The sequence below is a fragment of the Streptomyces sp. NPDC001781 genome (genome assembly GCF_053596035.1).
Map to the genome: position 1 here is coordinate 115,354 of NZ_JBSFFI010000002.1, position 13,864 is coordinate 129,217.

Here is a 13,864-nt window from a genome sequence, read left to right on the forward strand (position 1 = left end):
CTCCTGTTGCCTGACGTGCCGACCCCCCGGCCAACTGCATGGAAATCGCGTGGATCTGGGCCCGTTCGTACTCGCTGCGGCTCGGGCGGGGAACGTGCGGGTTGTGTAGGTGTCAGGTACTGTGGGAGCGCTCCCACAAGTGATGGGTTGAAGAGTCGTCCGTTCGGGACGGGGTGTCAAGGGAGTGCGCACGGCCAACGTGGTTCAGTTACAGGGCTGTTAGCCGGCCGGCGAGATTCTCCGGCGGACGGTGTTGAATGTGAGGCCTTGGGTGGAACGGCCGAGAGGGGCGGAGGCCATGGCGAGCCACGGAATGCGGGGCGGCCGGGGCGGCGGGCGGCCGACGCTCGAAGAGGTGGCCGTCCGGGCCGGGGTGGGCCGGGGCACGGTCTCCCGCGTGATCAACGGCTCTCCGCGGGTCAGCGACGCCACTCGCGCGGCCGTGGAGGCGGCGGTCGCGGAACTCGGGTACGTCCCCAACACCGCGGCCCGCGCGCTCGCGGCCAACCGCACCGACTCCATCGCGCTGGTGGTGCCCGAGCCGGAGACCCGCTTCTTCGCCGAGCCCTACTTCTCCGACATGCTGCGCGGAGTGGGAGCCGAACTGGCGGACACCGAGTGGCAGTTGCTGCTGATCTTCGCGGGCAGCGACCGCAAGCGGCAACGCCTGGCGGACTACCTCTCCGCCCACCGCGTCGACGGCGTCCTCCTGGTCTCCGTGCACGCCGACGACCCGCTGCCGGACCTGCTGGACCGGCTGGAGATCCCTGCCGTGATCAGCGGCCCCCGGTCGGCGGGGGAGACGCTCACCTCGGTCGACTCCGACAACTACGGCGGCGGCCGCTCCGCCGTCGAGCACCTCCTGGCCCGCGGCCGCCGCCGCGTCGCCCACATCACCGGCCGACCCGACGTCTACGGTGCCCAGCGCCGCGTCGACGGCTACCGGGACGCGCTGCGCGGGGCGGGCCTGGAGGTGGACGAACTGCTCATCGAGCCCGGTGACTTCACCGAGGAAGGCGGCCGCCGCGCCATGTCCGCCCTCCTCTCCCGCCGCCCCGACCTCGACGCCGTCTTCGCCGCCTCCGACGTCACCGCGGCCGGCGCCCGCCACTCCCTCCGCGAAGCGGGCCGCCGCATCCCGGACGACGTGGCGCTGGTCGGCTACGACGACTCCGCCATCGCCCGCCACATGGACCCCCCGCTGACCAGCGTCCGGCAGCCGATAGAGGAGATGGGCCGCGCGATGATCGACCTCCTCCTCACGGAGATAGCGGACCGCCGCCCGGCGGGGACGCGGGGGCTGGAGCGGCGGCACGCGGTGCTGGCCACGGAGCTGGTGGGGCGGGAGTCCTCGTAGGGGACCCGAGGCCCTGTCGCTTCAGCGCGTTCCCGGCTTAAGATCACCGGCAGGGCGGGATCGTAGCACAGAGGTAGTGCGCCGCGACATCATCTCGGAGGACGCCGGTTCGAATCCGGCCGCCCCGCCTCTCCGGCGCCTCGGCGAGGCCGCCCGCCGCGTGACCGCGACGCTCCAGCAGGACTGCTTCGGGCTGAACGCCGTCGCCGAGGGCGACGGCGCGACCCGCTATCGGCTCACCTGCGGCGACCGGGTGAGGGTGCTGCGTGGTGCGGGTCTCGTGATCGGCGATCTCGTCGAGCCGCGTCCCGGGCCCGGTGCGCGCAACGGCTGCGACGAGAGCGACCCGTCCGACCGGGCACACCGGTGGCCCGCGGAATTACTCCGGGTGACCCACAAACCCTGAACCGGCCGCGGAAACGACTGTGGGGCCGTCCCGTCGAAACGGAACGGCCCCACAGTCGATCAGGGTGAGTGACGGGACTTGAACCCGCGACATCCTGGACCACAACCAGGTGCTCTGCCAGCTGAGCTACACCCACCGCGACCGGCGGTTGAACTGTCGTTCCCCGACCGGCCGAGAAGAAGTCTACAGGGTTCTCGGGGGTGCTCGCGCACACGTTTCGGCGCACGCGTTCCCGGAGGGGTCACGCGGGTGGCACGACGTACTTCGCGGCGATCGACTTCGCGGTGTCGGAGTCCGGGCCGGGCTGGGGGACGAAGACCGCCTCGCGGTAGTAGCGCAGCTCGGCGATGGACTCGCGGATGTCCGCGAGCGCCCGGTGGTTGCCGTTCTTCTCCGGGCTGTTGAAGTAGGCGCGCGGGTACCAGCGCCGGGCCAGCTCCTTGATCGAGGAGACGTCGACGATCCGGTAGTGGAGGTAGGCCTCCAGCGTCGGCATGTCGCGCAGCAGGAAGCCGCGGTCGGTGCCCACGGAGTTGCCGCACAGCGGGGCCTTGCCCGGCTCCTTGACGTGCTCACGGATGTACGCGAGCACCTGCTCCTCGGCGTCGGCCCGCGTCGTGCCTCCGGCCAGCTCGTCCAGCAGACCGGACGCGGTGTGCATCTGGCGCACCACCTCCGGCATCGTCTCCAGCGCGGAGTCCGGCGGGCGGATGACGATGTCCACCCCTTCACCGAGCACGTTCAGCTCGGAGTCGGTGACGAGGGCGGCCACCTCGATGAGCGCGTCGTCGGACAGCGAGAGGCCGGTCATCTCGCAGTCGATCCACACCATGCGATCGTTCATGTGTCTCACCTTAAGGGGATCCGCAGCCCCCGGACCCGCGCGTACGCACGGAGAAGCGCACGGAGAAGGGGGTGGGGAAGGCCGAGCCCCTCCCACCCCCTCGCACCGCGACGATCCTCAGCCGCCCCCGCGCGGTCCCGGCAGCAGACTCACCGCGCCCGCGGCGTGGCGGCGGCTCTGCAGCGGCACCCCGCCGTCCCGGTCCGGATGCAGCACCGACGGCACCGCCACCGGACCGTGGCCCGGCAGTCCCGACGGCCCCTGCGGCATCCCGTGCTGTGCGAGCTGCTGCTCCTGCTCGGCGGGCCGCTCACTCTGGGGCCTGCGGGCCCGGTAGGCGGCCCGGTACGTCGCGGGCGACGAGCCGAGCTGGCGGCGGAAGTGCCCGCGCAGCGCGACCGGCGAGCGGAACCCGCACCGGCCCGCGACCTCGTCCACCGAGTAGTCGGAGGTCTCCAGCAGCCGCTGCGCCTGCAGCACCCGCTGGGTGATCAGCCACTGCAGCGGCGCGCTGCCGGTGAGCGAGCGGAACCTGCGGTCGAAGGTGCGGCGGCTCATGTAGGCGCGTGCCGCCAGGGTCTCCACGTCGAACTGCTCGTGGAGGTGTTCCAGCGCCCAGGCGACGACCTCGGCCAGCGGGTCGGCGCCGATCTCCTCGGGTAAAGACCTGTCGAGGTAGCGCTCCTGACCGCCGCTGCGGCGGGGCGGTACCACCAGGCGGCGGGCCAGCGCACCGGCGGCCTCGTTGCCGTGGTCCGTCCGCACGATGTGCAGGCACAGGTCGATCCCGGCGGCCGTACCGGCGGAGGTGAGCACGTCGCCGTCGTCGACGAACAGCTCACGCGGATCGACGTGCACCGACGGATAGCGCTTGGCCAGCGTCGGCGCGTACATCCAGTGGGTGGTGGCCGGGCGGCCGTCCAGCAGGCCGGCCGCGGCCAGGACGAACGCCCCGGTGCACAGGCCGACGATGCGGGCCCCCTCCTCGTGCGCCCGGCGCAGCGCGTCGAGCGCCTCCTCCGGTGGCGGCGAGGTGATCGAGCGCCAGGCCGGCACGACGACCGTGCCCGCGCGGGAGATCGCCTCCAGCCCATGTGGCGCGGTGAGTTCCAGGCCCCCCGTGGTCCGCAGCGGGCCGTCCTCGCCGGCGCACACCAGCAGTCGGTAGCGCGGCACTCCGGCGTCCTGGCGGTCGATACCGAACACCGAGAGCGGTATGGAACTCTCGAAGATGGGGCCGCCGCTGAATAGCAGCACCGCGACGATCTCCTTGCGGCGTCGCCCGGCGAGTTTGCGGACGGTGGTGTCCGGCGCGGCGGTGGAGTCGTGGCTCATACGGCTAAGCCCCCCTCGGTGGTCGCGGCTCCCTTTACGCTTCGGGTCTGTCGCTCCTGCACGTTTCCCCTCGGTCCTGCACAAGTCCCCCGCCGTAAGACATCAAGATCGAAATCTACTGGCTGCCGCGGTCTGTCGGTGGCCAGTTCCACACGCGGCGCATTGTCGACATGACAACTTGGCGTGAAGCATTCGATCACGAAGGGTTGCACTCGTGGGCCGTGCAGGGAAGTACGCCTGGGCGGGGTGGCCAAACCGCATAGGGTGCGACGGGTCGACCCACCCTTGTTTGTGCAGGTGGAACGGGGGTCGAGGGGCGGTTGGAACCCCCCCGGAGCGATATCAGGAACTTGGCTGAAAACCAACGTTCGGGGGTGCGGAAACCGGTCAGTCGACCGGTGTAGTGGATCCGCTGTGATCTGCGACTCCCCGCCCGGCCTCCCGCACCGAGCGCCGCAGCAGCGTCCGGCAGGCGAGGGTGACGCCGGCCAGTCCCAGCCCCGCTCCCACGGCCGTGACCGGCGCGGTACCGCACCACAGCAGGACCACCGGCACCAGCAGGCAGGCGAAGACCGCCCAGCCGATCACCTCGCCCGCCGTGTCGGGGCCGGGCGCGGAGCGGGGTGCGGGCATCTGCGGGCTCCCTGGGGGCGTCGGTTCCAGGGGTTCAACGCGCGGACGGCCGGACGGTCACCCCATGACGGGCGGGTCCCGGCAAACCGCCTGTACGGGGCAGCGACCATTGCGTAAGGGGCGCCGCTCGTGCATGCTCCCTTGAACCCCTGGGGACGTCCCGGAGGGCCGCTCACGGAGCGTGCGCACGAACTGCGACGGGGAGGCGTGCCGCCGTACCCTTGGGGGTACGGGCAGGGGAAGACGTTTCCCGGACACAGCTCCGCCGCACGATGTCCCCCTTCATACAAGGATCACGACGCCGAGACAGCCATGGCCGGTCACGAATTCTTCGAACCCGCGGACCGCAAGCGGCCGGTAGCCGAACCCACGGCGACCGACCCCCTGGCGGCACCTGAGGCACGCCCTTCCTGCGATCCCGCCTTCCGGCACGGGGTGGTCGTCGGCTTCGACGGTTCCACCTCCAGCGAGCGCGCCCTCGCCTACGCGGTCGGCATGGCGCACCGATCCGGCTCCGGTCTGATCATCGTCCACGTGGCCAACCGGCTGCCCACCACCGTGTGGGCCGGCTGCGAGCCGCCCGTCTTCGTGGACGTGCCCGACCACCGCACCGAGGTGCTCGGCCTGGAGCTGGCCTGCGCCGACCATCTGAGCGAAGTGCCGTGGATCCTCGTGGAGCGCGGCGGCGACATCTGCCACGAGCTGGAGGAGGTCGGGCGGGAGTACGAGGCGGACGCGATCGTCGTCGGCTCCACGCACGGCATCGCCGGCCGCCTCTTCGGCTCCGTCGCGGGACGGCTCACCAAGCGGGCCCGGCGGCCCGTCATCGTCATCCCCTGAGCCCCGGCCGACCCTGAGAGCGCACCGGTTCGCGCACGGTGAAGCTACTCGCGCGTAGGGGTGTCCCCGTCCCTCTGCCGGGCATACAACAGCCGACGCCGCGGGTGAGTCGTGCTGCCGGCCGGAGGGTGACGGCCACCGGCCGGGCACAGCGGCAAGGGAACGGACCCCCACGAAGGCTCGCGCGAGGGTCCGTTTCCTGTGTCCGGGGCCTGGATGTGCCCGGCGTGTGGATCTACTCCACCGTCACCGACTTCGCCAGGTTGCGCGGCTTGTCGATGTCCCTGCCGAGGACCTTCGCCGCGTGGTACGCGAGGAGCTGGAGCGGGATGCCCATGAGGATCGGGTCCAGCTCGTCCTCGTTCTTCGGGACGACGATGGTCCGGTCCGCCTTCTCCTGCTCCTGGTGCGCGACCGCGAGGATCTTGCCGCTGCGGGCCTTGATCTCCTCCAGCGCGGCGCGGTTCTTCTCCAGCAGGTCGTCGTCCGGGACGATGGCGACCGTCGGCAGGGCGGGCTCGATCAGGGCGAGCGGGCCGTGCTTCAGCTCGGAGGCGGGGTACGCCTCGGCGTGGATGTAGGTGATCTCCTTGAGCTTCAGGGACGCCTCGCGGGCGACCGGGTAGCCCCGGACGCGGCCGATGAAGAGCATAGAGCGGCTCTCCGCGTACTCCTCGGCCAGCTCGCGGACCAGCTCCTCCTGCTTGAGGATCTCGGCGATCTGCGAGGGCAGCTTGCGCAGGCCCTCGATGATCCGCTTGCCGTCGCGCACCGAGAGGTCGCGGGTGCGGCCCAGGTGCAGCGCGAGCAGCGCGAAGGCGACCGTGGTGTTGGTGAAGCACTTGGTGGAGACCACGCACACCTCGGGGCCGGCGTGCACGTAGATGCCGCCGTCCGCCTCGCGGGCGATGGCCGAGCCGACCACGTTGACCACGCCCAGGACGCGGGCGCCCTTGCGCTTGAGCTCCTGCACGGCGGCCAGCACGTCGTACGTCTCACCCGACTGGGAGACGGCGATGTACAGGGTGTCGGGGTCGACGACCGCGTTGCGGTAGCGGAACTCGGACGCCGGCTCGGCGTCGGCGGGGATGCGGGCCAGCTCCTCGATCATCTGGGCGCCGATCATGCCCGCGTGGTACGAGGTGCCGCAGCCGAGGATCTTCACCCGGCGGATGCGGCGGGCCTCACGGGCGTCCAGGTTGAGGCCGCCCAGGTGCACGGTGGAGAAGCGGTCGTCGATGCGGCCGCGCAGCACGCGGTCCACGGCGTCGGCCTGCTCGTGGATCTCCTTGTGCATGTACGTGTCGTGGCCGCCCATGTCGTAGGAGGCGGCCTCCCACTCCACGGTGGTGGGCTCGGCGCTGGTGCGGGTGCCCTCGGTGGTGTACGTGCGGAAGTCGTCGGCCTTCAGGGTGGCCATCTCGCCGTCGTCCAGGGTGACGATCTGGCGGGTGTGGGTGACCAGCGCGGCGATGTCCGAGGCGACGAACATCTCCTTCTCGCCGATGCCGAGGACGACCGGGGAGCCGTTGCGGGCCACCACGATGCGGTCGGGGAAGTCGGCGTGCATCACGGCGATGCCGTAGGTGCCCTCGACCACGCGGAGCGCCTCGCGGACCTTGTCCTCGAGCTTCTCGGCGCTCGCGCGGGCGACGAGGTGGGTGAGGACCTCGGTGTCGGTGTCGGAGAGGAACTCCACACCGTCCGCCTCCAGCTTGCGGCGCAGGTCGGAGGCATTGTCGATGATGCCGTTGTGGACGACGGCGACCTTGTCGTCGGCCGACATGTGCGGGTGGGCGTTCACGTCGGAGGGGGCGCCGTGGGTGGCCCAGCGGGTGTGGGCTATGCCAGTGGTGCCCTTGAAGCGCGCGGGGACCTTGGCCTCCAGGTCACGGACCCGGCCCTTGGCCTTGACCATCTTCAGGGCCGGCGCCTTGGGCGAGCTGACGACGACGCCCGCCGAGTCGTAGCCCCGGTACTCCAGGCGCTGGAGACCCTCCAGCAGCAGGGGAGCGACGTCCCGCTTACCGATGTATCCGACAATTCCGCACATGTAGTGGCTCCCTCACCCTGGCTTCTCAGCCGTAGACCATGCGGCGCAGCTGCCGGAGCGTGAGCTCGGGCGGTGCCACCGCGCGGTATTTCAGGTCCGCATCGATCCGTTCGAAGATCGCCGCGTTCTGCAGGCCCTGGGCCTGCAGTTCTCGGTGTCGACGACGGACGTAGTCCTGGGTCGTCTCGTCGAAGAAGGCGAGCACGTCCTGTATCACTCGCAGCGCCTCACCCCGGCTGAGCGGGGTCGAGCGCGTCAAGTGATCGACAAGTTCTTCGTGCACCCGGTAGATCTTCGGGTACCGGCGCCGGTTTCGCAAGAATCGTGCCCGAATCCGGGCAGGCGCCTGTTGGTCCGCTCATGATGCGCTGTTCGCCCGGTGTCCACTTCCCGTCCTGGACGGCGTTGCCCCCGGCGACGAGTTTTGCTGGCCATGGACATTCCTCGTATGGGCGTACCCGAGAAGCTGGCCGAGCGGATGAGCATGGCCGAGCGGCACGAGTACCTGCGGACCAGATTCTCCCGGCGCACCCTGATCAGGGGCGGCGCCGTCACCCTCGGCACCGTCGCGGGCGGTGTCTTCGTACCCGGCGCCGCGACCCCGGCCGCCGCCGCGGCGCCCGCGGCCCCGGCGCCGCGCGGCACCGAGCACGTGGACGGCGCGCTCGTGGCCCCCTTCGGCCGCCATCTCGCCTGGGGCAACGACCCGCGTACCGAGGTCGCCGTCTCCTGGCAGGTGCCGGTCGCCGTGAAGCGCCCCTTCATCCGGATCGGCGCCCACCCCTGGGACCTCTCCCGCAGGATCGAGGCCGAGGTGCGCACCCTGCACACCCCGGCCGGGGTCGGGGCGAGCGGCGACCACACCCAGTACTACGTGCACGCAAGGCTCAGCCACCTGCGTCCCGGCCAGACCTACTACTACGGCGTGGGCCACCACGGCTTCGACCCCGCCGAGCCCCACCTGCTCGGCACCCTCGGCACCTTCACCACCGCCCCCGCCCACAAGGCACCCTTCACCTTCACCGCCTTCGGCGACGAGGGCGTCGGCTACCACGGCCTGGCCAACAACGCCCTGATCCTCGGCCAGAACCCCGCCTTCCACCTGCACGCGGGCGACATCGCCTACGGCGACCCCGCCGGAGCGGGCAAGACCACCGACACCGGCTTCGACTCGCGCACCTGGGACCAGTTCCTGCACCAGACCGAGTCCGTCGCCAAACAGGTCCCCTGGATGCCCGCCTACGGCAACCACGACATGGAGGCCTGGTACTCGCCCAACGGCTACGGCGGAGAGGAGGCGCGCTGGTCCCTCCCGGACAACGGCCCCGACCCGGCCGATCTCCCCGGCGTCTACTCCTTCGTCTACGGCAACACCGCCGTCATCTCGCTGGACGCCAACGACATCTCGTACGAGATCCCGGCCAACCTCGGGATCTCCGGGGGCACGCAGACGAAGTGGCTGGAGACGCAGCTCAAGAAGTTCCGGGCCGCGCGGGACGTCGACTTCGTGGTGGTCTTCTTCCACCACTGCGCCTACTGCACCTCCACCGCCCACGCCTCCGAGGGCGGCGTGCGCCAGGAGTGGGTGCCGCTGTTCGAGAAGTACACCGTGGACCTGGTCATCAACGGCCACAACCACCAGTACGAGCGCACCGACGTGATCAAGGGCGACACGGTCGTCAAGAAGCTGCCCGTCGGCGGCACCGCCTACCCCGAGACCGAGGGCGTCGTCTACGTCACCGCGGGCGCGGCCGGCCGCGGCCTGTACTCCTTCACCGCGCCCGACACCTACGAGGGGCACGAGCACGAGGTCGAGTCCGTCTCCTCCTTCGTCAACCTCAAGGACGGCAAGAAGTCCGAGACCGTCGCCTGGTCCCGGGTGCGCTACCTCGACTACTCGTTCCTGCGCGTGGACGTGACCCCCGCGCCGCGGGGCCGGCACACCACCCTGACCGTGTCCGGCATCGCGGAGACCGGTGAGCGCATCGACCACTTCACGGTGGCCCGCAGGGCGAAGTAGGCCCACGTGTCCGGACGGAAGGCCGGGCGCGTCGTCCGCCGGAGCGGGCGGTCCTCACAGCCGGCCGGGGACCGCCCGCCCGGCAGGGGCGAACTCCCCGCCGGGCGGCATCCCCTCGCGGTGCGGCTCGCGCGGTCCGCGCGGCCGCCGCACCAGCGACTCATGACCTGTCCGCCGAAGACAGGGCGGCCGTCCTGACGGACGGCTGCCGTCACGGGAGGGATCGTTTTCCCGGATCTGCGGGAGAGTGGTCTCGACCACATCCGAAGGGAGCGCATGTGAGACGGCACCACGGCACCACTCCCCGAACGACCCGGATCCTCGGATCACTTCTGCTTGTCGCGGCGGCCGGGGTCTTCACCCTCGCCGCGGACCCCGCCGCGCAGGCGGCACCGCCCGCGCCGGACCGGGTCGTCCCTGCACCGGCCTCGGTCGAGCCGGGCGGAACCCCGTACCGCATCACCCGCGCCACCGCCGTCCGGGTGGACGGCTCCGCCGAGGTCCGCCGGATCGGCGCCTACCTCACCGGCATCCTGCGGCCCTCCACCGGCTATCCGCTGCCGCTCACCGACCACGGCGGCGGAGGCATCCGACTCCGCCTGCAGAAGGGCCACTTGGGTGCCGAGGGATACCGGCTGCACAGCGGAGCCGGTGGCGTCACCATCACCGCCGCCGCCCCCGCCGGCCTCTTCCACGGCGTGCAGACCCTGCGTCAGCTGCTGCCGGCGGCCGTCGAGAAGAAGACCGTCCAGCCCGGCCCCTGGCGGATCGCCGGCGGTACGGTCGAGGACCGCCCGCGCTACGCCTACCGGGGCGCCATGCTGGACGTCTCCCGGCACTTCCTCACCGTCGCCCAGGTCAAGCGCTACATCGACCAGCTGGCCCTGTACAAGGTCAACGAGCTGCATCTGCACCTCAGCGACGACCAGGGCTGGCGCATCGCCGTCGACTCCTGGCCGCGCCTGGCCCGGTTCGGCGGCTCCACCGAGGTGGGCGGCGGCGAGGGCGGTCACTACAGCAAGGCCGACTACCGGGAGATCGTCCGGTACGCGGCCGGCCGCTACGTGGAGGTCGTGCCCGAGATCGACATACCCGGCCACACCAACGCCGCCCTCGCCTCCTACGCCGAGCTGAACTGCGACGGCGTGGCGCCCCCGCTCTACACCGGCACCCACGTCGGCTTCAGCTCGCTGTGCGTGCCCAGGAAGGTCACCTACGACTTCGTGGACGACGTGATCCGCGAGCTGGCCGCGCTCACCCCGGGCCGCTACCTGCACATCGGCGGCGACGAGGCGCACTCCACCAGCCACGCGGACTACGTGACGTTCATGGACCGTGTGCAGCCGCTCGTCGCCAAGTACGGCAAGACCGCCGTCGGGTGGCACCAGCTCACCGGCGCCCATCCGGTGAAGGGCGCCCTCGCCCAGTACTGGGGCCTGGACCGCACCGGCGCGGCGGAGAAGGCACAGGTCGCCGAGGCCGCGCGGAACGGCACCGGGCTGATCCTGTCCCCGGCCGACCGGGTCTACCTCGACATGAAGTACACCAAGGACACCCCGCTGGGCCTCGACTGGGCGGGCCTGGTGGAGGTACGGCGGTCCTACGACTGGGACCCGGGCGCCTATCTCGACCAAGTGCCCGCCTCGGCGATCAGGGGAGTCGAGGCGCCGCTGTGGACGGAGACGCTGAAGAAGTCCTCCGACCTCGAGTACATGGCGTTCCCGCGGCTGCCGGGCGCGGCGGAGCTCGGCTGGTCACCGGCCTCCACCCACGACTGGGACGCCTACCGGGTGCGGCTGGCCGCTCAGGCCCCGCGCTGGGACGCCCTCGGCATCGACTACTACCGCTCGCCCGAGGTCCCCTGGCCGACGGGCTGACAGGCCGGCGCAAGGGTACGGGCACCCCGGAGGACCGTCTCCGGGGTGCCCGTGGTCCGCGTAGGCCCCTCAGCGCCCGGCGAGCGGGTTCTCCAGGGTGCCGACGAGCTGGAGCGCGCCGGACGGGTCGGCGAGGTCCACCATCTGCCGGTTGTCGCGAAGCTGGAGCCGGTTCAGGCAGGACAGCGCGAACCGGGGCGCGAACATGTCGTACCGCTCGAACTTCTCCGCCAGCCGCGGGTTGGCGTCCTGGTACTCGCGGGTGACCTCCGCGACCGTGCCCCAGAACCGGTCCTCGGTGAGCACGCCCTCGTCCGCGAGGTTGGCGGCGAGGAAGCGGAAGAAGCAGTCGAAGACGTCGGTGAAGATCGACAGCAGCTTCCTGTCCTCGGGCACCTCCACCCGGATGCGCTGGACCTCCGGCGGCAGGGCCGCGTCCGGGTCCATGACGGCGATCTCCTCGGCGATGTCCTTGTACACCGCGCGCCGCACCGCGCCGTCCTTCAGCACCAGGACGACGTTCTCACCGTGCGGCATGAACACCAGGTCGTAGGCGTAGAAGCTGTGCAGCAGCGGCACGTAGTAGGCCCGCAGGTAGTCGCGCAGCCAGTCGGCGGGCGTCTGTCCCGAGCGCTCGATCAGCGCGCCCGCGAACGAGGCGCCCTCGTGGTCGGTGTGCAGCAGGGAGGCCATCGTCGCCAGGGACTCGCCCTCGGCGAGCCGGGACACCGGCGACTCCCGCCACAGCGCGGCCAGCATCTTGCGGTAGGGGGAGTAGCGGTCGGTGGCCTGTTCGTACTCCAGGTGCCGGTAGCCGACGGCGGCCTGCTCGCGGATGATCGTGAGACCGGTCGCGGTGAGCACGGGATCGTTCTCGATCAGCCGGGCCAGCCAGTCGTTGATCGCCGGGGTCGCCTCCATGTACGCGGCCGACAGACCTCGCATGAAGCCCATGTTGAGCACGGACAGCGCCGTCTTCACATAGTGCTTCTCGGGGTGCGTCCGGTTGAAGAACGTCCGGATGGACTGCTGGGCCAGGTACTCGTCGTCGCCCTCGCCCAGGCACACCAGGTTGCGGCGGGCCACGTCGGCGGCGAAGGTCACGCTCAGCTTGTTCCACCACTGCCAAGGGTGGACCGGGATCAGCAGGTAGTCGTCCGGGTCCAGTCCCAGACCGGTGAGCGCACCCCGGAACCGCTCCAGGGTGGCCTCGCCGAGCTCGCGGCGGAAGAACTCCTCGTACTCGACGCCTGCGCCGGCGGTGAAGGCGGCGCGCGAGCGGTGCGCGGCCAGCCAGACCAGTCTCACCGGGCTCGCGGTCTCCGGCGCGTACGCGAGGTACTCCCGCACGCCGAAGCCGAGCCGCCCGTTGTTGGCGACGAAGCAGGGGTGGCCCTCGGTCATTCCGGTCTCGATGTCCTGGAACGAGGCCGCGGCCAGTTCCCCGGCGCTCGTCCGGGGTTTGGTCAGCTTGTAGCAGGTGCCGGCCAGGGTGGAGGAGATCTCCTCCAGGTACACCGGCAGGATCTCGTCGCCGAGCCCCAGGGTCTCCTTCAGCTCGATGAAGAAGTCCAGCGCGGCCAGCGGCAGTCCGGCGCCCTCACGGGTACGGCTGATGGAACCGGCGTCCACCTGCCAGTGGTCCAGGCCCCGGCGCACGGCCGAGAACCGGTACGAGGTGAGCTCGTCGTCGCTGCGGACGACGTACTCCCCGCCCTCCGGCTCGGGGGTCAGCAGGCGCTCGTGCGCGAACTCGGCGAGGGCCTTGCGGACCAGCAGGCGGTTGGCCCGGTCCCAGCGCTCGGGGGAGAGGTGGGCCACGGAGTCGGCGACGGTCACGCCACCCTCCCCGTCGCCGCCTCGAACCGCTCCCGCGTGCAGAAACTCAGCAGGGCGCGCTTCTCCGGCTTCTCCAACTCGCCCTCGGGCACGAACCCGACGGCCTCGTTCAGCCGGTGCACGGCGGTGTTGCGCACATCGGGCTCCACGACGACGCGCAGGGTGCGCGGGTCGGCGAACAGATGCGTCATCACCGCGGTGATGACCCGCCGGGTGTACCCGTGCACGGGCCGGTCGGCGGGCGCCACCAGGAAGTGCATGCCGACGTCTCCCGGCTGCGCCTCGTACAGCCCGGCCAGCTCGCGGTGGGCGGGGTCGTAGCTCTCCATCAGGAACACCGGGACCCCGTCGTCCAGACCGAGGAAGGCGTGGTGGTGCTCGTCGGCCGCGATCTCCGTGTAGGCGCGCTCGACGTCCGCCGGTTCCGCGTCCTGCATCATCCAGAACGCGGCCTTCGGACCGGTCACCCAGCCGTGCACCAGGCTCGCGTCCTTCAGGGGGTCGAGCGGGCGGATCGTGAAGCCCGCCTGGGTGGTATTACTCATCAAGAACTCCTCGAGTGCGTGACGTCGTGCGGCTGGCCACGACCGCGACCACAACGCCGCCAAGAATCTTCTGGCCGTCGGGCAGACGGTGTCGGCCTGTGGAGCCGATGTAAGA

General features: G+C 71.0%; 12 protein-coding genes and 1 tRNA gene. 5 read left to right on the forward strand and 8 right to left on the reverse strand.

Annotated features, from left to right (window positions below; all coding sequences use genetic code 11):
* The first annotated feature begins 298 nt into the window (after positions 1-298).
* Both ACWCV3_RS02295 and ACWCV3_RS02300 read left to right on the forward strand, forming a co-directional pair.
* Positions 299-1,357, forward strand: coding sequence for a LacI family DNA-binding transcriptional regulator (locus ACWCV3_RS02295; RefSeq protein WP_451217106.1), 1,059 nt, complete (start codon positions 299-301; stop codon positions 1,355-1,357).
* A 76-nt stretch (positions 1,358-1,433) separates the two neighbouring features.
* The gene (locus ACWCV3_RS02300; RefSeq protein ID WP_451217109.1) at positions 1,434-1,763 is read left to right on the forward strand and encodes a hypothetical protein; all 330 of its coding nucleotides are present in this window, start codon (positions 1,434-1,436) and stop codon (positions 1,761-1,763) included.
* Positions 1,764-1,826: 63 nt separating this feature from the next.
* On the opposite strand, the gene ACWCV3_RS02305 is transcribed toward ACWCV3_RS02300, so the two are convergent.
* The 4 genes from ACWCV3_RS02305 to ACWCV3_RS02320 all read right to left on the reverse strand — a co-directional run bounded on the left by ACWCV3_RS02305 (position 1,827) and on the right by ACWCV3_RS02320 (position 4,575).
* A tRNA-His gene (locus ACWCV3_RS02305) sits at positions 1,827-1,899 on the reverse strand.
* A gap of 105 nt (positions 1,900-2,004) precedes the next feature.
* Positions 2,005-2,607 (reverse strand): oligoribonuclease, encoded by a 603-nt coding sequence (gene orn / locus ACWCV3_RS02310; protein ID WP_451217112.1) that lies wholly within the window; start codon positions 2,605-2,607, stop codon positions 2,005-2,007.
* Positions 2,608-2,724: 117 nt separating this feature from the next.
* Positions 2,725-3,942, reverse strand: a complete 1,218-nt coding sequence (locus tag ACWCV3_RS02315; RefSeq protein ID WP_451217115.1) for a GlxA family transcriptional regulator — start codon at positions 3,940-3,942, stop codon at positions 2,725-2,727.
* A gap of 387 nt (positions 3,943-4,329) precedes the next feature.
* On the reverse strand, positions 4,330-4,575 hold the full coding sequence (locus tag ACWCV3_RS02320; RefSeq protein ID WP_451217118.1) for a hypothetical protein: 246 nt from the start codon (positions 4,573-4,575) through the stop codon (positions 4,330-4,332).
* Positions 4,576-4,887: 312 nt separating this feature from the next.
* Here ACWCV3_RS02320 and ACWCV3_RS02325 point away from each other — a divergent pair, with 312 nt between their 5' ends.
* Positions 4,888-5,415 (forward strand): universal stress protein, encoded by a 528-nt coding sequence (locus ACWCV3_RS02325; protein ID WP_451217121.1) that lies wholly within the window; start codon positions 4,888-4,890, stop codon positions 5,413-5,415.
* Positions 5,416-5,650: 235 nt separating this feature from the next.
* On the opposite strand, the gene glmS is transcribed toward ACWCV3_RS02325, so the two are convergent.
* On the reverse strand, positions 5,651-7,468 hold the full coding sequence (glmS, locus tag ACWCV3_RS02330) for a glutamine--fructose-6-phosphate transaminase (isomerizing) (protein WP_451217124.1): 1,818 nt from the start codon (positions 7,466-7,468) through the stop codon (positions 5,651-5,653).
* Positions 7,469-7,493: 25 nt separating this feature from the next.
* Positions 7,494-7,751, reverse strand: a complete 258-nt coding sequence (locus ACWCV3_RS02335; protein ID WP_030816599.1) for a hypothetical protein — start codon at positions 7,749-7,751, stop codon at positions 7,494-7,496.
* Between the two features lie 165 nt (positions 7,752-7,916).
* On the opposite strand from ACWCV3_RS02335, the gene ACWCV3_RS02340 reads away from it, so the two are divergent.
* Both ACWCV3_RS02340 and ACWCV3_RS02345 read left to right on the forward strand, forming a co-directional pair.
* Complete coding sequence (locus ACWCV3_RS02340) at positions 7,917-9,488, forward strand: purple acid phosphatase family protein (protein WP_451217128.1); 1,572 nt, start codon at positions 7,917-7,919, stop codon at positions 9,486-9,488.
* Between the two features lie 278 nt (positions 9,489-9,766).
* Positions 9,767-11,365 carry a beta-N-acetylhexosaminidase gene (locus ACWCV3_RS02345; RefSeq protein WP_451217131.1) on the forward strand — a complete coding sequence of 533 codons (1,599 nt, stop codon included), beginning with the start codon at positions 9,767-9,769 and terminating at the stop codon, positions 11,363-11,365.
* Between the two features lie 69 nt (positions 11,366-11,434).
* On the opposite strand, the gene ACWCV3_RS02350 is transcribed toward ACWCV3_RS02345, so the two are convergent.
* Both ACWCV3_RS02350 and ACWCV3_RS02355 read right to left on the reverse strand, forming a co-directional pair.
* Positions 11,435-13,204: an IucA/IucC family protein gene (locus tag ACWCV3_RS02350; RefSeq protein ID WP_451217134.1), complete on the reverse strand. Its 1,770-nt coding sequence runs from the start codon at positions 13,202-13,204 to the stop codon at positions 11,435-11,437.
* Positions 13,201-13,749: a GNAT family N-acetyltransferase gene (locus ACWCV3_RS02355; protein ID WP_451217137.1), complete on the reverse strand. Its 549-nt coding sequence runs from the start codon at positions 13,747-13,749 to the stop codon at positions 13,201-13,203. Before ACWCV3_RS02355 ends, ACWCV3_RS02350 begins: the two co-directional genes overlap by 4 nt.
* Between the last annotated feature and the right edge of the window lie 115 nt (positions 13,750-13,864).